The 19,397-nt window shown below is 51.8% G+C and carries 21 protein-coding genes; 10 read left to right on the top strand and 11 right to left on the bottom strand.

The annotated features are described in order from the left end of the window. Window positions 1–5 precede the first annotated feature (5 nt). Both glnL and glnG read left to right on the top strand, forming a co-directional pair. Window positions 6–1,097, top strand: a complete 1,092-nt coding sequence (gene glnL, locus JJU14_RS03350; RefSeq protein ID WP_228611187.1) for a nitrogen regulation protein NR(II) — start codon at window positions 6–8, stop codon at window positions 1,095–1,097. Continuing rightward, complete coding sequence (gene glnG / locus JJU14_RS03345; protein ID WP_228611186.1) at window positions 1,094–2,512, top strand: nitrogen regulation protein NR(I); 1,419 nt, start codon at window positions 1,094–1,096, stop codon at window positions 2,510–2,512. Before glnL ends, glnG begins: the two co-directional genes overlap by 4 nt. Here glnG and JJU14_RS03340 read toward each other — a convergent pair. Further along, a complete protein-coding gene (locus JJU14_RS03340) occupies window positions 2,489–3,028 on the bottom strand; it encodes a Spy/CpxP family protein refolding chaperone (protein WP_228611185.1) in 540 nt (179 codons plus the stop codon). The genes glnG and JJU14_RS03340 overlap by 24 nt on opposite strands. A gap of 147 nt (window positions 3,029–3,175) precedes the next feature. Here JJU14_RS03340 and JJU14_RS03335 point away from each other — a divergent pair, with 147 nt between their 5' ends. From JJU14_RS03335 to JJU14_RS03325, 3 genes are read left to right on the top strand one after another with little or no spacing between them, the layout of a single operon-like run. Then, complete coding sequence (locus JJU14_RS03335) at window positions 3,176–3,877, top strand: response regulator transcription factor (RefSeq protein WP_228611183.1); 702 nt, start codon at window positions 3,176–3,178, stop codon at window positions 3,875–3,877. Beyond that, window positions 3,871–5,262 (top strand): ATP-binding protein, encoded by a 1,392-nt coding sequence (locus tag JJU14_RS03330; protein WP_228611182.1) that lies wholly within the window; start codon window positions 3,871–3,873, stop codon window positions 5,260–5,262. Before JJU14_RS03335 ends, JJU14_RS03330 begins: the two co-directional genes overlap by 7 nt. Beyond that, window positions 5,249–6,244: an alpha/beta fold hydrolase gene (locus JJU14_RS03325; protein WP_228611181.1), complete on the top strand. Its 996-nt coding sequence runs from the start codon at window positions 5,249–5,251 to the stop codon at window positions 6,242–6,244. The genes JJU14_RS03330 and JJU14_RS03325 overlap by 14 nt, the downstream gene beginning before the upstream one ends. A gap of 9 nt (window positions 6,245–6,253) precedes the next feature. Here the strand turns inward: JJU14_RS03325 and JJU14_RS03320 are convergent, their stop codons facing one another. After that, window positions 6,254–6,718, bottom strand: a complete 465-nt coding sequence (locus tag JJU14_RS03320) for a tRNA (cytidine(34)-2'-O)-methyltransferase (protein WP_228611180.1) — start codon at window positions 6,716–6,718, stop codon at window positions 6,254–6,256. A gap of 388 nt (window positions 6,719–7,106) precedes the next feature. Here JJU14_RS03320 and JJU14_RS03315 point away from each other — a divergent pair, with 388 nt between their 5' ends. Continuing rightward, the gene (locus JJU14_RS03315) at window positions 7,107–8,795 is read left to right on the top strand and encodes a GGDEF domain-containing phosphodiesterase (RefSeq protein WP_228611179.1); all 1,689 of its coding nucleotides are present in this window, start codon (window positions 7,107–7,109) and stop codon (window positions 8,793–8,795) included. Window positions 8,796–8,858: 63 nt separating this feature from the next. Here the strand turns inward: JJU14_RS03315 and secB are convergent, their stop codons facing one another. From secB to JJU14_RS03300, 3 genes are read right to left on the bottom strand one after another with little or no spacing between them, the layout of a single operon-like run. Continuing rightward, entirely contained in the window at window positions 8,859–9,356 is a 498-nt protein-coding gene (secB, locus tag JJU14_RS03310) for a protein-export chaperone SecB (protein ID WP_228611178.1), read from the bottom strand. 28 nt (window positions 9,357–9,384) lie between these two features. Continuing rightward, window positions 9,385–9,639: a glutaredoxin 3 gene (grxC, locus tag JJU14_RS03305; RefSeq protein ID WP_091338924.1), complete on the bottom strand. Its 255-nt coding sequence runs from the start codon at window positions 9,637–9,639 to the stop codon at window positions 9,385–9,387. 7 nt (window positions 9,640–9,646) lie between these two features. After that, complete coding sequence (locus tag JJU14_RS03300) at window positions 9,647–10,078, bottom strand: rhodanese-like domain-containing protein (protein WP_228611177.1); 432 nt, start codon at window positions 10,076–10,078, stop codon at window positions 9,647–9,649. Between the two features lie 162 nt (window positions 10,079–10,240). On the opposite strand from JJU14_RS03300, the gene gpmM reads away from it, so the two are divergent. The 3 genes from gpmM to JJU14_RS03285 all read left to right on the top strand — a co-directional run bounded on the left by gpmM (window position 10,241) and on the right by JJU14_RS03285 (window position 13,829). Beyond that, window positions 10,241–11,785: a 2,3-bisphosphoglycerate-independent phosphoglycerate mutase gene (gene gpmM / locus JJU14_RS03295; protein WP_300976138.1), complete on the top strand. Its 1,545-nt coding sequence runs from the start codon at window positions 10,241–10,243 to the stop codon at window positions 11,783–11,785. A 3-nt stretch (window positions 11,786–11,788) separates the two neighbouring features. After that, the gene (locus tag JJU14_RS03290) at window positions 11,789–12,919 is read left to right on the top strand and encodes a peptidoglycan DD-metalloendopeptidase family protein (RefSeq protein ID WP_228611176.1); all 1,131 of its coding nucleotides are present in this window, start codon (window positions 11,789–11,791) and stop codon (window positions 12,917–12,919) included. Between the two features lie 136 nt (window positions 12,920–13,055). Next, the gene (locus tag JJU14_RS03285) at window positions 13,056–13,829 is read left to right on the top strand and encodes a divergent polysaccharide deacetylase family protein (protein ID WP_228611174.1); all 774 of its coding nucleotides are present in this window, start codon (window positions 13,056–13,058) and stop codon (window positions 13,827–13,829) included. A gap of 52 nt (window positions 13,830–13,881) precedes the next feature. On the opposite strand, the gene JJU14_RS03280 is transcribed toward JJU14_RS03285, so the two are convergent. The 3 genes from JJU14_RS03280 to JJU14_RS03270 form a co-directional block, all read right to left on the bottom strand. Beyond that, complete coding sequence (locus JJU14_RS03280) at window positions 13,882–14,631, bottom strand: glutaredoxin (protein WP_228611173.1); 750 nt, start codon at window positions 14,629–14,631, stop codon at window positions 13,882–13,884. Window positions 14,632–14,733: 102 nt separating this feature from the next. Then, complete coding sequence (locus tag JJU14_RS03275; RefSeq protein WP_228611172.1) at window positions 14,734–15,096, bottom strand: hypothetical protein; 363 nt, start codon at window positions 15,094–15,096, stop codon at window positions 14,734–14,736. 93 nt (window positions 15,097–15,189) lie between these two features. Further along, a complete protein-coding gene (locus JJU14_RS03270; protein WP_228611171.1) occupies window positions 15,190–15,528 on the bottom strand; it encodes a zinc ribbon domain-containing protein YjdM in 339 nt (112 codons plus the stop codon). A 308-nt stretch (window positions 15,529–15,836) separates the two neighbouring features. Between JJU14_RS03270 and JJU14_RS03265 the strand changes: the two genes are divergently transcribed. Continuing rightward, on the top strand, window positions 15,837–16,883 hold the full coding sequence (locus JJU14_RS03265) for an alpha/beta fold hydrolase (protein WP_228611169.1): 1,047 nt from the start codon (window positions 15,837–15,839) through the stop codon (window positions 16,881–16,883). A 106-nt stretch (window positions 16,884–16,989) separates the two neighbouring features. On the opposite strand, the gene JJU14_RS03260 is transcribed toward JJU14_RS03265, so the two are convergent. The 3 genes from JJU14_RS03260 to JJU14_RS03250 all read right to left on the bottom strand — a co-directional run bounded on the left by JJU14_RS03260 (window position 16,990) and on the right by JJU14_RS03250 (window position 19,195). Beyond that, window positions 16,990–17,418, bottom strand: coding sequence for a lysozyme inhibitor LprI family protein (locus JJU14_RS03260; RefSeq protein ID WP_228611168.1), 429 nt, complete (start codon window positions 17,416–17,418; stop codon window positions 16,990–16,992). A gap of 310 nt (window positions 17,419–17,728) precedes the next feature. Then, entirely contained in the window at window positions 17,729–18,133 is a 405-nt protein-coding gene (locus JJU14_RS03255; RefSeq protein ID WP_228611167.1) for a hypothetical protein, read from the bottom strand. Window positions 18,134–18,202: 69 nt separating this feature from the next. Next, entirely contained in the window at window positions 18,203–19,195 is a 993-nt protein-coding gene (locus JJU14_RS03250) for an NAD(P)-dependent alcohol dehydrogenase (RefSeq protein WP_228611165.1), read from the bottom strand. Window positions 19,196–19,397: the final 202 nt, after the last annotated feature.

Raw genomic sequence — 19,397 nt, 5'->3', positions numbered from 1 at the left:
TGGCCGTGACCGAATCAGGACAACAGTCGAGTACAACCGTTTCTTTTAAACCTGAGCAGCTCAGCGAGCTTCTTAGCACCGCTGTATTGGTGCTGGACCAACAACTGCGGATCTGTTTTTACAATGCCGCCTGCAGTCAGGTATTGACCATCAGCGCAAAACGGCTGAGTGGTCAGCCATTTCCCGAGCTATTTCAATACTGTGAGCTGGGGAAAGAACCTTTGCTTAGGGCCCTAGAGCAACAAACTAGCTTTGCCATCAGTGATGTGCAAACCATTTTGCACGATGGGCATCCGACCCTGCTGGATGTTTACCTGAGCCCTTTTGAGCATCAACAGCAGTGGTATTTACTGTTGGAAATTCGCCAAATTGAGCGGCAACGCAAAATCAGCCAGGAAAATGTGCAGCAGCATCAGCATCATGCAGCCCGCGAGCTGGTTCGCAATTTAGCACATGAGATTAAAAACCCGCTTGGTGGGCTGCGCGGTGCCGCACAGTTGCTGGAATCCTCGCTGTCCGACGAACAAAAAGAATACACTCAGCTCATCATTGCGCAGGCCGATCGGTTGCGCAAGCTGGTGGACCGCTTGCTCGGCCCCTATCGGCCACCACAGCAGCAATTTGCTAACTTGCATCAAGTGATTGAGCGGGTGTGTCAGCTGGCCCAACTGGATAACCCGGCACAAGTCCGTTTTCAGCGCGACTACGATCCAAGCATCCCGGTGTTTCGCTTTGATCCAGAGCTAATAGAGCAGGCTCTGCTCAACATTGTACGCAATGCCCAACAAGCTCTGGAACAAGGTGGCCAAATTCTGCTGCAAAGCAGAATTTTGTATCAACACACCTTGCACGGCCAGCGGCATAAATTAGTGGCTGCCATCAAGGTGATCGACAATGGCCCCGGCATCCCGGCTGATATTCGCGACACCCTGTTTTACCCCATGGTCAGTGGCAAACCGGGCGGCAGTGGTCTCGGCCTGACCATAGCGCAAACCCTATTGCACCAGCACAGTGGCTGGATCGATTGCGACAGCTGGCCTGGCCATACCGAATTCACCCTGTACCTTCCCATCAGTGACACAGAGGAAACCGCATGAATCAGGACGTATGGATCATTGATGACGACAACTCCATTCGCTGGGTGCTGGAAAAAGCATTGCAACGAGCTGAGATCCCCTGCGAGAGTTTCGCCAGTGCCGACTTGATGTTGCAGCGGCTTGACTACCACCAGCCAGCCGTAGTGCTCTCCGATATTCGTATGCCCGGCACCGATGGCATGGCCTTGCTGGCCCGTTTGCAACAATTAGCCCCGGAATTGCCAGTAATCATTATGACCGCCCACTCGGATCTGGACAGCGCCGTCAATGCCTTTAAACGCGGGGCCTTTGAATACCTGCCAAAACCCTTTGATATGGACGAAGCCGTAGCACTGGTAAGCCGGGCGCTGGAGCACAGCAAAGCCAGCTTGCGCAAAACCAAAGCCAGCCAACCGCAACTGTTGCCGGAGATCATTGGTGAAGCCCCAGCCATGCAGGAGGTATTTCGTGCCATCGGCCGGCTTAGCCGCTCCAGCATCAGCGTGCTAATTAATGGCCAATCCGGTACCGGCAAAGAGTTGGTGGCACATGCGCTGCACAAGCACAGCCCGCGCAGCGACCAGCCCTTTATTGCGCTGAATATGGCCGCAATCCCAAAAGATCTGATTGAATCCGAATTGTTCGGCCATGAAAAAGGCGCCTTTACCGGCGCCGCTAATGTGCGCAAAGGCCGTTTTGAACAAGCCGATGGCGGTACCTTATTTCTGGATGAAATCGGCGACATGCCACTGGATGTACAAACCCGGCTGCTACGGGTACTGGCCGATGGCCAGTTTTATCGGGTGGGTGGCCATCAGGCCATCAGTGTCGATGTGCGCATTATTGCGGCCACCCACCAGAATCTGGAGCAATTGGTGGCGAAACATTTATTTCGGGAAGATTTGTTTCACCGTCTGAATGTGATTCGGGTGCATCTGCCGCGTCTAAAAGAGCGGCGTGAAGATATCCCTGCACTGGCCCGACATTTTTTGCAACAGGCAGCCCGTGAGCTGAATGTCGAAGCCAAGCAGCTCAGCAGTGAAGCCGAAAAATTCCTGCAAAAACTGGACTGGCCCGGCAATGTGCGGCAGCTGGAGAACACCTGCCGTTGGCTCACCGTGATGGCCAGCGGTAAGCAAGTGCTGATAGCCGATTTACCACCGGAGTTATCAGGCCCGCCCCCGCAGGAGAACGAACCACTTAGCAACTCTGAGAATCCGTGCAGCGGCTGGCAGGACAGTTTTCGCCACTGGATGCAGCAGCAACTGAAGCTGGGCCGGATGGATATCCTGAACGAAGCCAGCCAGCAATTGGAAAGTATCGCTTTGCAGCAGGCGCTGCAGCACACCCATGGTCACAAACAGGAAGCGGCCCGTTTTTTAGGCTGGGGCCGCAATACGCTGACACGAAAGTTAAAAGAGTTGGATCTTAGCTAGCTGACGCGGTTGGCGCTCTGATCGCTGCTGCTGCCACTGCTCACGTTGCTCAGGGGTCAGCTGCTGCCAGAACTGATGACGAAACTCCAGCATAGCCAACTGACGCTCCAATTGCTGTTGCTGATGCTGTTCCAGCAGCAAGCGGGCAGCCGTGGCATCAAAACTATCGGCCTGCACCAGTTGCTGCAGTTGCTGACGTTGCTGGCGCTGCTCTGCCCGGTCGCCATACTGTGCTCGCTGCTCTTGCCGCATTGCCTGCAGTTGCTGTTTTTGTGCATCACTCAGTGCTAACTGACGCAAGGTATGACGCTCAGCCCCATGTCGGTTCTGTTTGCGGTACTGGCTGGCACCATCATGCGGCATACCTGCTTGCTTCGCTCTGTGCTGCCAGCGCTTACCTTGTTGTTGCGGTTGTGAAGTGCTGGTTTCAGCAGTCAACTCACCGGCTGCAATGGGTGCTGCCGTAAGGCTGACTGAAGCTGCCATCAATAACGAAATCATGCTGATTGCTTTCATGGTCTGTCTCCTTTTATTTGACGATTTCAGATTAGCAGGCTGAATGCAAAGCAGTGCAAAGGCCGTGTAAAGGTTCCGTAAAGATCTGTTCGCTGCGCCCGGATGACGTTAGACTGATCACCAGAGCAATGCATTGAAGTGAGTTTGATGAACCGAATCCTGATGATCGATGACGATGTCGCTCTGACTGAGCTGGTCAAAGACTACCTGCAGCTGGATGGCTTCGAGTTTGATGCCAGCCACGACGGGCCGGCCGGCCTGGAGCGCGCTCAAAGCCAACAGCATGACTTGCTGCTACTGGATGTGATGCTACCAGGCATGGATGGTTTTAGCCTGTTGCAGCAGCTGCGCAAAACCAGCAATTGTCCTGTGCTGATGCTGACCGCCCGTGGCGATGAAATAGACCGTATTGTTGGCCTGGAACTGGGTGCTGATGATTACCTGGCCAAGCCGTTTAACCCAAGAGAGTTGGTCGCACGCATCAAAGCGATTTTTCGTCGCATCGAACTGGTGCAGCAGAACAAAGAACGCCAAGTGACCACCATCACAGTGCACGATCTGCAACTGGATAGTGCCAGCCATCAGCTCACAGTACAACAACAGCCAGTGCAACTGACAGCCACCGAGTTTCAACTGCTGGATTATTTAATACGGCGGGTGGGCCAGGTCATCAGCAAAGAAGAATTAAGCAAACAGGTGCTGGGGCGCAGCCTACAACTGCATGATCGCAGCCTGGATATGCATCTGAGCAACATTCGTCGCAAACTGGCGCAGCACAGTGCGCAAGAATACATCCAGACATTGCGCGGCAGTGGTTTTCGCTTTGTGCCGGAGTCGGATCCATGTTAAAAAACCCGCTGCACTATTTAGCCAGCCGGATTTTTCTCTGGTTCTGGCTGGTGATTCTGGCCACAGTGGCAGCCACCTTACTGATTGCCCGAGGCCTGCCCGAGCAAACCGAGATCCGGCGACTGCCGCCACCGATGCAGCACCAGTTGCATGCGGCGGCTCGCTTTTACAGCGATGCCGACTCACTGGCTGATTTACTGCAACGACTTGAACGACGACGTCAAGGCCGCTGGTTGCTGGTAGACCCTGAGCAGCAGCAAGTGCTCAATCCTGCTGGGCTGCCAAGGCAGTTTGACCACAACTGGCTGACCGAGCTGTCTGATCTGGAGCAACCACGCCTGTTGCATCACTCCAACCTGTTTCTGGCTGGCCCGGTCGCCATCGAGGTAGAAGGCCGTGCTTTGGTGTTGTATCAGCAGCGGCAACGCCCAGAACAACCCTGGTGGCAGCTGAGCGCACTGCCGCAATCCTTGTTGTTGCTCAGCTTATTCCTGATTTCTGCTATTGCCAGTCTGTTTTTGGCGATCTCCATTACACGGCCACTGCGCGAACTGTTGCACAGCTATCAGAGCTTTGCTGCTGGCGAGCTGGCTCAGCGAAGCAGTAAACTGGCACAACGAAATGATGAACTTGGAGCTTTGGGCCGGGGGTTTAATGCGATGGCAGAGCGAATTAGCGGCTTACTCCAGGGGCAGCAGCGTCTGCTGCGCGATGTGTCGCATGAACTTCGCACCCCTTTAACCAGGGCACAGCTGGCGCTGGCATTGGAAGAGCGCCAGGGGGAGGGTAAACAACTACCACGGTTGCAATACGAGCTGGAGCAAGTGGATGCCCTGTTGGATGAACTCCTAACCTACAGCCGACTCAACAGTGGCCATTATCCACTTGAGCTTGAGCCACTGGATCTATCCGAGCTATTACAGCAGCTGGTAGACAGCAGCCAATTAGAAGCTCAACATAAGCAACAGCACATCAGTCTGGACTGCCCGGCACTGGTCGAACGAATGGCTGACAAGCGCTTGCTTAGCAGAGCACTGGAAAATATCTTACGCAATGCACTGAAATACAGTCCTGCAGGCAGCATCATTCATTGCCAGTTAGGCGAAAACGCGGCTCAGTTACAAATCAGCATCTGCGATCAGGGCCCTGGGGTGCCGGCATCCGAACTGGAGGCTATTTTCACGCCCTTTTACCGGGTCAGCCACAGTCGCAGCAGTGCAACTGGCGGTTTTGGTCTTGGTCTTGCAATCGCCGCTGAATCCGTCCGCCTTCATGGCGGTAAGCTGCAAGCCCAGCTAAATCAACCCGCGGGGCTTTGCCTGGTGCTGACCTTACCCGGAAACTGCAGTTCAACTTTAAAGGAATCAACCGATGCCAGCAAGTGACCAGTTGAACACAGAGAACCTTGTGCAGCAAAACTGGCTGCATCACTGGCAACCATTATGGCAACAAATGCAGCACGACAAGATGCTCAATCAACGCGGGCAGGTGTTGCACTACAGCTGTTTCAGACTTCCTAACGCGACCACAGCTATCGTTATCAGTGCAGGTCGTATCGAAATGGCCGTAAAATACAGCGCGGTGATTTTTGAGCTGGTACAGGCCGGCTACAGTGTCTACATTCTGGATCATCTGGGACAGGGTGCCTCAGCGCGTGAGCTGAGCAATCCGCATAAAGGTCATATCTGCACCTTTGATCATTACAGCGATGACTGGCAGTTTTTTATGCAGCAAGTCGTGATCCCAAGCCAACACCAACGCTATTTGGCTTTATGTCATTCGATGGGCTCCGCGATTTTTGCCAACTACCTGCTGCGCTACCCAGAGCATCCGTTTGCTGCGGCCGTGCTGTGCTCACCGATGCTAGGTATCTACTCGGGACCACTGCCATTTAAAGCGGCAATGCCTGTGGTGCGAGCGCTGCGCTGGCTCAACCGGCTTCTGTCAAGCCAAAGTTGGTATTTACCCGGTCAGGGCAATTACCGGCCCGATCCGTTTCCTGCCAACCGCCTGACCAGTTGCCCCCAACAGTACCAATGGCTACTTTCGCTGTATCAGGCCGAACCAACTCTGCAACTCGGCGGCGTGACGCTCGACTGGTTGTTGGCCGCCGATCAGGTGATGCAGCGTTTAGCAACGGCCGGGCACAGTATTGAGCTCCCTCTACTGGTTCTTCAGGCAGGTGCTGATCGGGTGGTGAATAATAAAGCACAACAGCAGTTTGTTGCCCAGCGGCCAGAGCTGCGCGAACTGAAAGTTCTTGCCGGGGCTAAGCACGAGTTACTGCTGGAGCAAGCCAGTATCCGAGAGCAGACGATGCACTCAATACTGCAGTTCTTTGCCCGCTATAGGGCCATGCAGGAATGACACTGCCCCTCAACTTCCGCCAACAAAGCCCTGCTGACGCCAGGCTTCGTAACTGATAATAGCCACCGCATTCGCCAGGTTCAGGCTACGACTACTTTGCTGCATCGGAATACGAATACGCTGACTGGCAGGGAAGGCATCCCGAATCGAATCTGGTAAACCCGAGGTTTCAGAGCCAAACAACAGCACATCGTCGTACTGAAACGCCACTTGATGGTAGCTCTGACTGCCTTTGGTGGTGCAGGCCAGGATCCGGCGCGAACCGATAACCGCCTGAAATGCAGCGTAATTAGCATGCCGGTGTACCCGGGTTAGATCATGGTAATCCAATCCAGCCCGGCGTAGCTTTTTTTCCTCCAACTCAAATCCCAGAGGCTCTATCAGGTGCAACTGAGCGCCTAGGTTGGCGCATAAACGGATGATATTTCCAGTGTTTGGCGCAATTTGTGGCTCAAAGAGGGCGATTTCAAACATAGAACCTCAATAGTGGTGGAAAAGACCTTTCAAAAAGCAGAAATATAACAGATAAAAGGCAGACTGACATCTGCTCTATCTAGCAGCTGTAAAGGCTTTTGACAGAAAACGTCACTTTAGTTTGCACTAAAATACTCTTTTCGATTTATTGTCTGGAAAACTGCATTAAAAGTTGCAATCTTTTGGCCGGCAGCGCTATAGTTAACGTTCAGATTTTGGTCAACACAGGGATGTTGTTACTATGGCGCAGCTCGGCCGCATTTTTTGTACTGCCACTCTTCTGCTTGTCAGCGGTCCTGCTTTTGCCTTTTCCGTCACATCCTCCACAGTCCCTGTTTACGTGTTGCTGCTAATCTTTGTCGTGCTAAGCCTATCGCTCTGGTTCAAATTGCATCGTGCAAATCAAGCCGCCAGCCAGCTGCATAACTTTATCCACCAACATCAGGATGCCGTCTGCCTGCTGGACGCAGACTTGGACATCCAGCAAGTAAACCCTGCATTTTGCCGGATTACCGGTTTTCGCAAAGAACAGGTAATTGGTCAGCCCCTGCGAGTATTTAACAGCCAGGGGGAGCCTGAAGACATTGCCTACACGATTCAAAAGTCCCTGCTAAAAAGCCAGTTCTGGCACGGTGATATCTGGAGCCGCAAAGCCAACCAACAGGTATTTGCACTGGATTTATCCATCAGTTGTTTGCGACCGGCTACCAAATCCAAGCCAGCGTTGTATCTGGCAACCTTTGCCGACATTAGCACCCGAAAAATGAATGAGTTGGAGTTGCGCCGAGTCAATACCAAGGATCCTGGCACCAGACTGCCCAACCGGGCTGTGTTTATGGATTATCTGGAACGCGAGCTCCAATCGGTCACTGAGCAACACCCAGTCTTTGCAGTGATGATCCTGCAACTCAACTCAGACTCAGATAACATGCCACAAAACCTTCCTTTAGCCGAGTTAGCCACAGCGATTCGCTCGCAGCTACCTACCGGGTTGCTGCTAGCCCGATTAAGCACCAACGAATTCGGCATTTTGTTGCCAGCCTATCTGGCCAGCCAACGATTGGATCTGCACTGTTACCGACTGGCACGCCAAGTCATGGCTGCACTGGAGCGTTCAACCGTAGAGCCGGCCCTGACACCTGCAATGGGAATCGCCTTATACCCGAATGATGGCCATAGTTACGATCAATTGTTGCGAAGTGCTGATCATGCCCTGCAGCGAGCTCGCTCAGCAGCCTCCCCAATCCAACTTTTCCATCAGGCGGCCCTGCCACGTTCCAGTGATTCATTTTTGCTTGAACAAGAGCTGCAATCAGCCTTGGAGAATCAGGAAATACGACTCAGCTTCCAACCCAAGCTATGTGTTAGCAGCAATCGGGTCACAGGTCTGGAAGCTTTGGTGCGCTGGCAGCACCCCCAGCGAGGATTGCTGTTACCTGCTCAGTTTCTGAGTATCGCAGCAGAAAGTGATAGCATCATTCATCTGGACCACTTGGTATTGCAGCAAGCCTGTGAGCATTTAAAACACTGGAATAATACGGGTTTAATGCGTGGTCGACTAGCCTTGAACATTGCCAGCAGGACATTCTTTCAACCGGATTTTTTGACTTATTATCTGCAGCAACTACAACAACACAATCTTAAGCCGGAACAGTTTGAGCTGGAATTGGACCAGACCATCCTGGAACAACAACCCGAACAAAGTAAACGTATTTTGCAAAGCGCCAAAGAAGCCGGTTTTTTCCTGGTGCTTGATCATTTTGGGTCAGGTTTATCTGCCTTGCAGCATCTACGTGATTTCTCCTTCGACCAAATCAAAATTGATGGCAGCCTCATCCAAAAACTGGAGCAATCTGAGCTTGATCGCAATCTCACAGCCAGTCTGATTCGAATGGCAGGCTATCTGCAGCTGGGGGTAGTTGCATGCCAGGTTGAAAACGAGATGCAGGCTTATCTGCTGCATGTGATGGGCTGCGAGACCATTCAGGGGCATGTATTCAGTAAAGCGGTGCTACCTTCGGAACTGGCAGCAGTCATTGCCAGAGAATCCCGAGCCATTCGCCAGCAAACAGGCTAATGCTTTTTGACCAAAAAAACGCGCTGTCACTGACAGCGCGTTTTTTGGCTTTGCGAAAGAAGCTTAGTTAATCTGTGGTGCTTCACCTGCTTCAGCCTGACGCTGTTGCACGTACTGAGCAAACAACGCATCAAAATTTACCGGCGCCAGGTTCAGCTGCGGGAAAGTACCCCGGTTAACCAGGTTAGAGACAGCCTCACGCGCGTACGGGAACAAAATGTTCGGGCAGAAGGATGCCAGCATATGCGCCAATTGATTTTCAGGCAGTTGCGCAATGCTGAAAATACCCGCTTGCTGCACTTCACACAAAAATGCCGTTTCTTCACCCACCGTCGTGGTGACAGTCAGGGATAAAACCACCTGATAGACATCATCTTCCAGCTTATCGCTACGGGTATCTAAATCCAGCTTTACCTCTGGTTTCCACTCTTTACGGAAAATCGCAGGCGCATTTGGCGCTTCAAAAGAAATGTCTTTTACAAAGATACGTTGAATGGCAAATTGCAGTGCCTGTGGATCCTGTTGCTCGTTTGCAACGCCGTTTGCTTGTTGTTCGGCCATGATAAGTCCTAAAATTCTGAGTCAATAATTAATCTAACAGCGGGTCCAGTTTACCGGCTGCATCCAGAGCAACCAGATCATCGCAACCGCCAATGTGCTGATCATTGATAAATATTTGCGGCACCGTGCTTCGGCCACCCGCTTTTTCAATCATCTGTGGGCGCAATTCAGGTTGCACATCAATGCGAAACTCCTGAAAATTGACCTTTTTACTGTTGAGTAATGCCACTGCGCGTACACAATAAGGACAATAAGCTTTGGTGTAAATAGTTACGTCTGCCATGAGTTCCTCACTTTGCACGAACAACAGGAAGGCTTGCACCAAGCCAGCTGTTCATTCCACCTTGTAACACCGTCACCTCGCTGCAACCTTGCTTTGCAAGTGCAGACGCAGCTTTTTGCGCTGAAATGCCAGCCTGACATACCACAATAATGGGGGCCGCTTTGAGCTTTTCAAGGCCTTTCGCTTCGCCTTGAATAATGTCGTTCAGTGGCAGATGCTTCGCACCTGTGATATGGCCTTTCTTGAAGTCGGCCTCCGGGCGAATATCCACCACAGTTGCATTCTGCCGGTTCACCAACATGGTGAGCTCGGTTGGGCTGACCAGTTTGATGCTGGAAAAGCGGGATTTGATCATGCCAAAGATCAACATAAATGCCAGTGCTGCCCAGATCAGACTTAATATAAGGTTGTTACCGATAAATTCTATCCACTGCTCCATGACGCTCTCTTGCACTCTTGCCAAATTGAAAGAGCAAGAGTATACCCGCTTTGTATCAATAAAACAGCCCCGACAGCCTCGGTTCAGGGCTGCAGCCGGCAGAAAAAACAGGTAAGATAAAGCATTCAGATTGACGCATAATCCAATGGAGAAACCGACAGCATGAGCATGGCAAAAAAACCGTTAGTATTGATGATTCTGGATGGTTGGGGTTACCGTGAAGACAAAGATGCCAATGCCATTGCTCAGGCCAATACCCCAGTAATGGATCGGCTGTGGCAGGACTACCCCCATACGCTGATTTCAGGCTCGGGCATGGATGTTGGTTTGCCTCATGGCCAGATGGGTAACTCCGAGGTTGGCCACGTCAACCTGGGTGCCGGCCGGGTGGTCTATCAGGATTTTACCCGGGTCACTAAAGCCATCGAAGATGGCAGCTTCCAACAAAACCCAGTGTTACAACAAGCCGTCGCCAAGGCTGTCGAAGCGGATGGTGCTGTGCATGTAATGGGCTTGTTGTCACCTGGCGGTGTGCACAGCCATGAAGACCATCTACTGGCGATGCTGGAGATGGCCAGAGCTCAGGGTGCTAAAAAAGTCTACCTGCACGCCTTTTTAGACGGCCGCGATACGCCGCCTCGCAGCGCCGAAGCCTCCTTACGGCGTGTTCAGGACTACTTTGACCAAGCGTCGTGTGGCCAGATTGCCTCCATTGTAGGCCGTTATTACGCCATGGACCGAGACAACCGCTGGGAGCGTGTAGAGCAAGCCTACCGCTTACTAACCAAGGGTCAGGCCGAGTATCTGAGTAGCGATGCCATCAGTGCTTTGCAACAAGCGTATCAGCGTGAAGAAAACGATGAGTTTGTTAAACCAACCGCTATCACCGATGCTGCAGGCGATGTGATCCGTATGCAGGATGGCGACAGCCTTATTTTTATGAACTTCCGCGCCGATCGCGCTCGCCAAATCAGTCAGACCTTTATCAATAATGATTTCTCAGGTTTCGAGCGTGGCCAGCGTCCACAATTGAGCCAGTTCACTATGCTGACCGAGTATTCAGCTGATCTAGCTGCGCCAGCGGCCTTTCCGCCAGAAAGCCTGAATAATGTGTTGGGAGAGTGGCTGGCTAAGCATCAGAAAACCCAACTACGCATTTCTGAAACGGAAAAGTACGCCCACGTTACCTTCTTTTTTAGCGGCGGCCGGGAAGACGTGTTCCCCGGCGAAGAGCGCATTTTGATCCCATCGCCGCAGGTGGCTACCTACGATCTGCAACCGGAAATGAGCTCGGAAGAATTAACCGATCAGCTGGTCGCCGCCATTCACAGTGGCAAGTACGATGTGATTGTTTGCAACTACCCCAATGGTGATATGGTGGGCCATACCGGTATTCTGTCGGCAGCCATCCAAGCTGTTGAGGCAGTCGATCACTGCATTGGCCGGGTGGTAGAAGCATTGCAGCAGGTAGGAGGCGAATGCCTGATCACCGCCGATCACGGCAACGCCGAGCAAATGACTGATCATCAATCCGGTCAGGCACATACCGCTCACACCAGTTGTCCGGTACCGCTGATTTATGTGGGACGCTCAGCGAAGGCCGCCACGAAAGGCATTCTCAGCGATATAGCCCCCACCATGCTACGACTGATGGACATGGCCATACCCGCCGAGATGACAGGCCACAACCTGTTTGAACTGAACTAACCCATGCCAGCGCTTAAGCTGCTTCTATTGACTAGCCTGCTGCTGTTTACCACTGCGCTGCAGGCTCAGGATCCCCGCGCCAGCTCAGAGCAAGAGCTGGCCGAAGTGCAAGAGAGCATTCGCCAGACAGAACAGCGACTAAAGCAACAACAACAGGCGCTGCAACAAGCCGAAAACCTGCTGCAGCAAGCGGATAGAACTCTTGCCACTGCCAGCCAGCAAGTACAGCAACAACAACAAGCTCTGCGTGAAACCGAGCAACGGCTGCAACAACTGGTTGCCGAGCAAGCGCAGCTAGAGCAAGACTTTGCCAGACAGCAGCAGCAACTGGCTGCGCAACTGCGAAGTGCTTATCAACTGGGTCAACATGATTATACCCAGCTGCTGCTCAATCAACAGGACGCCAGCCAGTTGGAGCGGGTACTCACTTATTACCAGTATTTTAACCGGGCACGGATGCAGCAATTAAGCGCGATCCGCAGTACCGCCGAACAATTAGAAAGCGTCCAGGCAGAGCTGCAATCCCGCCAGGAATTACTGGAACAACAACTGCAAAGCCTGCAACAGCGCCAAGAGCAGTTGCAACTGGCCCGCACGGAACAACAGAGCACGGTTCGTTCGTTGCAACGCCTGCTGGAAGAACAAGGCCAACAACTCAGTTATCTGCGCCAAAATGAAAGCAGCCTGCAAGCGACTATCGATGCCTTAAAAGCCCGGGCTCAGCAAGTTCAGCTCTCTGGTTTAACTGCGCTTAAAGGCCAATTGCAATGGCCATTACAAGGTCGGTTACTGCAACGCTTCAATGAATTGCGTCAGGGCGGTTTGCGCTCTCGTGGCATCCTGATTGAAGGTAGCGAAGGCAGTGCAGTTAGCGCCATTGCTAACGGCCAAGTGATCTATGCCGATTGGCTAAAAGGTTATGGTTGGGTGCTGGTACTGGATCATGGTGAAGGCTTTATGAGCCTGTATGGCCACAATCAGAATTTACTGAAAGAGCCTGGTGAACAAGTGATGGCGGGTGAGCAAATTGCTCTGGTCGGTCGCAGCGGAGGCCAGGCAACACCAGGAGTTTATTTTGAGATCCGTGACAAGGGCGAAGCGGTCAATCCACAGAGCTGGTTGCAGAGTCGTTAGCAGCACGCGGCCATTCGGTTAAATGGTAAAATTTGGGCTTTCCCTGGTCAAAAAACGACTTATAATGAAAAAAACAAGCTCAAGGTGAAATGCTAACCAGTGCTTTCGCCATCAACAATAAGAACGAACGCGACCTGTGCACGGATTACTAAAACTGCTCTTCCTGTGTTTGCTTGTCTGCTGCACCAGCGTAGCGGCCAAACCGCAAATTGCCATTATCATCGATGATATTGGCTACCAACGCAGTGATCTGGATATGGTGCGCCTGCCCTACCCGCTTACCATCGCTGTATTGCCTTTTACCCCTTATGGTCAACAATCCGCCCAGCTGGCCTACAGCCAACGCAAGGATGTGATGCTGCATATGCCGATGCAGGCCAGCAACGGCAAAGCCTTAGGCCCCGGCGGCCTGACCCACGATATGAACCGGGTAGATTTTACCCGGCAGCTCAGTTATGCCTTGCAGGATATTCCTTACGCCATCGGTGTCAATAACCACATGGGCAGCCTGCTGACAGAACTAGACCAACCGATGAGCTGGCTGATGCAGTATTTAAAACAACGGCAATTGTTTTTTGTCGATAGCCTGACTACTGTGCATAGCCGAGCCCGCTATCAGGCCGAGCAGCACGGCGTTACCAGTCTGAGCCGGCACGTGTTTCTGGATAATGATGTCAGTGAAGATGCGCTGCAGCAGCAATTTGATTTATTGATCCGCATTGCCAAACGACACAACAGAGCCATTGCCATCGGCCACCCTTACCCTGAAACCTACCGCTTTTTGCAACAGCGTTTAGCCGAACTCCCCGAGCTCGGAGTAGAGCTGGTACCCATTTCAGCCTTTTTACCCGAACATCACCGGGTGATTGCCGCCGGCTTCACAGCACCAGCCATCGCGGCACTGGAGTAACGCCAGTGATTGATGCAACATCACCTCTCAGCCAGGTCGTCACAGTTGCCCGCTAAAACCAGCCATGGGCATACCACATCCAACTCGCCATAGCGATCATCATCAGATTTTCTAGCAAGGACACAAAGCCAAGAGGAACCTTGCTCGAACCGCCGACACAGGCACATGTAAGCTCACGCTTATCGATGTATACCGCTTTAAAGACAGAAAAAGCCCCCACGCTGCCAATGAACAACGCCAACGGAATAGACAACCAATTGAGTAAGCCACCTACCATCAAGACGCCGGCCAGGCCTTCGGCAAAGGGGTAAACATAGCCATAGGGCACCCAGCGACGCGCCATTACATCGTAGTTCAGAAACATGGTAGCGAAGCTTTCCACATTCTGCAGTTTGAGCAACGCCAGCACCACCATCGACAGCGCTATAAACCATTCCACGGTTTGCACTGAAAGCCCAGCGCCATGCCCACCAAGGCTCAACGCCATGGCTGTTAATGCCGTCAGTGAAAACAACGCTACAACAGGCCGGTAACTGGTGGCATTGGCATCAGGCACCGACTTGCCCAAATGCCGGCGCAGGTCTTCGTAACCACCAATGCGCTCACCATCAATAAACACCTGCGGGGTTGTTTTCACCTGATACTTGGCTTTAAAAGCATCAATTTCATCTCGGCTTGTCAGGTGGTGATCTTCCACCTGATAACCGGCACGACGGAGTAAATACTGTGTTTTCAGCCCATAAGGGCATTGGTGTTTAGCCGTCATCATGCGGTACAAGACCGCCGTTTTGCTAGCACTCATAGGATGGGCTCCCTCTTGAGAAACGTCAACTCAGCTTCGAGCTTACACTATAGACCTAACTACAGAGTCAAGAGGGTTTTAAAATGAGCCGATGCCAGCCCGTTAGTCTGTTATTGCTTCATGGTTGCTAAGTAGATAGGCCTCGAACTGTTTGCCAAAATTAACCATGCCAGGCCGGTAAGGATCCAACACTTCAGGAGACGCAAACTTAATTGCATAGGTATTCTCGTCAGCGACTATGCTCATTGTTAAAGCGCCTTCAAAGTCCGCTATGGTTTTTCCCATCGGCCGTAAATAACCGGCCAGTACGTGCGTATCTGCTTTAAACGCTTGCAGGTGCCTTTCAATATCCGCAAGGCTGTTATCCCAGCCCTGCTCCAAAGCAATATTTTGGCTATGTGTGACGCTAACATTTACCTCTACGACATTCAGCTTGAGTAACACCAAACCAAGCACTGCAAACAATCCCAGGTAAACTCCTTGTCGCTTCGTCATCATTACGTCCTCATACTCACCTAAAAAAATTGGCCACCATCATCGCCCAAAACGCCCGGCGACTCAGGCTTTCTTTACAAACTCAGATTTTAGCTTCATCGCACCTATGCCATCGATTTTGCAATCGATGTTGTGGTCTTCATCGACCAGGCGGATGTTCTTCACCTTGGTACCCACTTTCACGATCAAAGAGCTGCTTTTCACTTTCAGATCTTTTATCACCGTGATGGTATCGCCATCCTGCAAAATATTACCATGGGCATCCTTTACCACGAAGTCATCGTCTGGCAGGGTTTCTTCGCCGGCTTGCCATTCATGGTCGCATTCAGGGCAGAGCAACAGAGCCCCATCCCGGTAGGTATAGACGGAGCCACAGCTTGGGCAGGCAGGGAAATCACTCATGGGTTCACGCTCTTCTTGATCTGAACTATGAAAAGGCAAGACCTTACAACAATGAAGAGCCGTTTGCCACCAGATAGCTGCTCTTAGACACGACATTAGACCCTGACCACCAGTTGCCTCTGCGGTGAGCCCTGTCGTTGACAGCTTGTGCAGAAAACTATTTTTTGGCTCAATCCGCTAATCTTTCACCAACTTTCTCATACCTCACCTTGCAGAAAGACATAGGTAATTGATTGTTATAATAAAAAATAATGGCATGTCATTTGCGATACGGCATGCTTCATTTGTCAAAAATAAAGAGGTAAACAATGAAACACTGGTTATTCACAATGTCCGCTTTGGCTTGGATCCTAACCGCCCAGGCACAGGATATTGAAGTCACAGTCAGCACCCCTGATCCCGCCGTCACTTTAGCCGGCACCTTAGTAATTCCGGACGGCGTTAGCACAGCTCCTGTCGCCATTTTGCTCACCGGCTCAGGTGACCATGTCCGCGATGGCATTATCTCAGGTACCCCAATGTTCAAAGAGATGTCAGATTATCTGAAGCGTCATGGCATCGCCTCGCTGCGGTTGGATGATCGTGGCACAGGGCAGTCAACAGGCCCCTCAACCCGAGCCTCTACCACGGCAGATCGTGTCACCGATATGGTAGCTGTGATCGACTTCCTGCAAGAGCAACAGCATTTCCAACTCAGCCAGTTGGGCCTGATTGGTTTTAGTGAAGGAGCCATGATTGCACCGCAAGTTGCCAATGCCAGAACAGAGGCAGTGGATTGGATGATTTTGCTTGGTACACCGGCGCTTCCCGGAGAGGTTGTCTGGGTGGATCAGCAAGTTGCCAACTTTGCCCGCCAGTTTGGCGAGCATTCACCACGACTGCCAATGGTCCGAGAGTTATTGCAGCAGATTGTTGCGCTTTCAGTCGCTGGCGGGTCTATGGAGCACATGGAAAAGCTGGTCATTGAGCTATTTGAGCTGGGCGATATTGCGGAGGCACAAGCACGGGAACAAGGCATGATCGAAGGTTTTAGCCGCACGGTGCTGGACCCCTGGATGAGCTTTTTCTTCAGCTATGACCCACGACCGGCACTAACTCAGGTGCAGCAACCAGTCCTGGCAGTGTATGGCTCGCTTGATACCCTGACATCCGCCCGCGTCAATGCGCCGGAATTGATGCAGGCTCTTCTGTTAGCTCCAACTCAGGATTTTACTGTGCAGATCATGCCGGACCAGGATCATTTCTTTTTACGCAGTGACGAGCTGGCACCCGGAGAGCATGCTTTTGGCAAGATGCACCTGGCACCCCAGCTTACTGAGCGGATGCAGCAATGGTTACAACCAAGGTTACCATAACAAAAAGCTATTTTATTTCGAAGCAGAGCCCGGTCAAACCGGGCGCTGCAAAAACCCGCCAACACCCCACTAAGATATGAAAGCAGCAAAGGCAAAACTGCCATTTTTAGGGCAGTTCTAACAGGCCTGGCTCTGGCAGCACGGCCGGTGTGCTATCCATGAAGGTGAGAAAGCGCTGCCAAAGCTCGTGCGTCCGTTGCTGGGTGAGTTCGGTCATGCAGGACAGTGCCATTGCTGTCCGAATGGTGCCATCGCGCCACTGGGTATAGACCGCCTGGCAATGCGCACTGGCATAACGCTCCCAATCCTGCTGAGCTGCCTGTATCGCTGCCACAAGTTCGGCATCATCACGACGATGCTCTAGTACAGTTTCCAGATAGTCCGTCAGCTGTTGCCTGGCTTTGTCCAGTTCCATGGCTGCACACTGATTGATGTCATAAGTGCTATAGGCCTTGTTGCAGTCGATACGGTGCTCCTCACAGGAAAAAGCTGCCAGCGAACAGCAAGCTAAGCACAAAACCAATCGTTTTTTCATCACGTAACCTCTGTAGTGTTCATTCTCACCCATGCTGTGGCAGCTACACATCGGCCACGGTTAGCGACGCACCTCAGTTTGATTGCTGCTCAGGCTGTAAAACACTATCAGCCAGTCCACGGCGCGCTGTTCCCACACCAGCAAGTACTTACCGGTTTAGGTTGTTTGCCCCTGCTCGCGCTGTTGCAAGGCATCGTGTACCTTCGCAGTTTTCGCAGGCACAGGCTGCTGTGCACAAGCACTGATAAACAGCAGCATAAAAACCAACAGGACAGAGACATATCGAGGCATTAAGGCAGCTCCTATTTTCTTAAATACGTTTTTTTGTTTTCAGATCCCCAAAAACACCTATATATATTGAATAAATTCCAAGACATATAAATGCCAATATACCCAGGTGAAAACCTATCGGGTTGTCATCTAAGGTAACAATCACTCTCCCACCTCTTGCTTTAATGACTCCCTCTATATGCATGACAGCAGAAGCCACAAACATCATCAGTGCGACGAATATCCAAATTACACGCTTAAAGATTATTAGCTCAGCTTCGTTTCTCTCTTTGTGTTCGCTGAGCGTCTGTTCATTATTTCGTTCCGGCTTTGCGAGCTCAGCCATCAAATTTTCGTAATTTTCAGGAAATGCAGCAGCATCAATGCTTTCAAGCGCTTCATACAATTCCAACAAACTATATTTCGTATAATCGACACGGCTCAAACGAAACTCCATTTGAAAAATAAAGATTGTATTTAACGGCAGCCCAACCGATGGTTACCTTAAGCATTCTTACTGCCAGCTTTCATCGTCATGCTGCAGCCTGATGATAACATTTCCTTTCTTGCGCCCGGTGTCGACATAGCGATGCGCCTCGGTGATCTGCTCAAACGGATAGCGCCGATCGATGACCGGTTTGAATGCTTCGGCTACAGCCAACTCTGCAAGAAAACGCAGATCTTCTGCGCGCACAGCCGCTGGTCCGGCAATAACTTTCTTGCTGCTCGTCATTGACACCCAAGGGATCTGCAGCATGTCCGGCAGCCCACCTAACACCATCAGCAGGCGCCCGCCTTCTTTTAACGAGGCTTTGCAACGTGCGTACGGAGCTGTGCCAGCGGTATCGACAATAACATCATAGCTTTCGCCATTTCGACAAAAGTCCTCTTTGGTATAGTCGATGACATGACTGGCACCCAGCGACCTGACCAACTCAGCATTCGCCGTACTGCATACTCCGGTCACCTCCGCACCGAAGTGCCTGGCCAGCTGCACCGCAGCCGTGCCTACGGCGCCGGAAGCACCATTCACCAGAACTCGCTCCCCGCGCTGAAGCTTGCCTCGTCTGAAAAAATCCAACGCCGTCGTGCCACCAAACGGCAGTGCTACGGCTGCATCGTAGCTCAGATTGAACGGCTTTAATGCCAAAGCCCCATCTTCCGGCATGCATTTGTACTCGGCATAACAGCCCATGCTCATATCGCTTAATGCAAACACCTGGTCGCCAACTTTGAACTTGCTGACGTCTTTGCCAACGGCTTCAATTTCACCGGCGATCTCTGTTCCTAATATGGCTTGCCTTGGCTTTGAGATGCCGAATACCAAACGCGAGATAAGCCCAAAACCAACAGGCATTGTAAGACTGCGTATCCGGCAGTCCCCGGATGTGACTGTGGTCGCGTGGGTTCTTATCAGGACTTCATTGCTCTGAGGGCTGGGCTTTTCAACCACCTTCAATAGCAGCACCTCGGGCGGCCCATATCGTTCATATACCATTGCTTTCATAGGCTATCGCCCCCGAATAATGCGGCCAGTTTGCACCCTATGGCGCGTTTTTGCTGGGTTCAATCTAGCCAACAACCCACATTCAATCAACAAATTTTTAACCCACCCTGGTTATGAGGCAAAGCAAAGCCGGCTTGCCACCTCGGATTTAGAAGCAAACCAGGTTAACCTTGGTCCATAAAAAAACCACCGCAAGCGGTGG

The sequence above is a fragment of the Alkalimonas sp. genome (assembly GCF_020831925.1).
Classification (GTDB): domain Bacteria; phylum Pseudomonadota; class Gammaproteobacteria; order Enterobacterales; family Alteromonadaceae; genus Alkalimonas.
Note: the sequence above shows the minus strand (reverse complement) of the source record. Positions and strands in the feature narration are given on the sequence as shown.

Coding starts and splice junctions, on each gene's coding strand:
- glnG (WP_228611186.1), top strand. CDS start 1,094: ATGAATCAGGACGTATGGATCATTGATGACGACAACTCCATTCGCTGG.
- JJU14_RS03340 (WP_228611185.1), bottom strand. CDS start 3,028: ATGAAAGCAATCAGCATGATTTCGTTATTGATGGCAGCTTCAGTCAGC.
- JJU14_RS03335 (WP_228611183.1), top strand. CDS start 3,176: ATGAACCGAATCCTGATGATCGATGACGATGTCGCTCTGACTGAGCTG.
- JJU14_RS03330 (WP_228611182.1), top strand. CDS start 3,871: ATGTTAAAAAACCCGCTGCACTATTTAGCCAGCCGGATTTTTCTCTGG.
- JJU14_RS03325 (WP_228611181.1), top strand. CDS start 5,249: ATGCCAGCAAGTGACCAGTTGAACACAGAGAACCTTGTGCAGCAAAAC.
- JJU14_RS03320 (WP_228611180.1), bottom strand. CDS start 6,718: ATGTTTGAAATCGCCCTCTTTGAGCCACAAATTGCGCCAAACACTGGA.
- secB (WP_228611178.1), bottom strand. CDS start 9,356: ATGGCCGAACAACAAGCAAACGGCGTTGCAAACGAGCAACAGGATCCA.
- grxC (WP_091338924.1), bottom strand. CDS start 9,639: ATGGCAGACGTAACTATTTACACCAAAGCTTATTGTCCTTATTGTGTA.
- JJU14_RS03300 (WP_228611177.1), bottom strand. CDS start 10,078: ATGGAGCAGTGGATAGAATTTATCGGTAACAACCTTATATTAAGTCTG.
- gpmM (WP_300976138.1), top strand. CDS start 10,241: ATGAGCATGGCAAAAAAACCGTTAGTATTGATGATTCTGGATGGTTGG.
- JJU14_RS03290 (WP_228611176.1), top strand. CDS start 11,789: ATGCCAGCGCTTAAGCTGCTTCTATTGACTAGCCTGCTGCTGTTTACC.
- JJU14_RS03280 (WP_228611173.1), bottom strand. CDS start 14,631: ATGAGTGCTAGCAAAACGGCGGTCTTGTACCGCATGATGACGGCTAAA.
- JJU14_RS03270 (WP_228611171.1), bottom strand. CDS start 15,528: ATGAGTGATTTCCCTGCCTGCCCAAGCTGTGGCTCCGTCTATACCTAC.
- JJU14_RS03265 (WP_228611169.1), top strand. CDS start 15,837: ATGAAACACTGGTTATTCACAATGTCCGCTTTGGCTTGGATCCTAACC.
- JJU14_RS03260 (WP_228611168.1), bottom strand. CDS start 17,418: ATGAAAAAACGATTGGTTTTGTGCTTAGCTTGCTGTTCGCTGGCAGCT.
- JJU14_RS03250 (WP_228611165.1), bottom strand. CDS start 19,195: ATGAAAGCAATGGTATATGAACGATATGGGCCGCCCGAGGTGCTGCTA.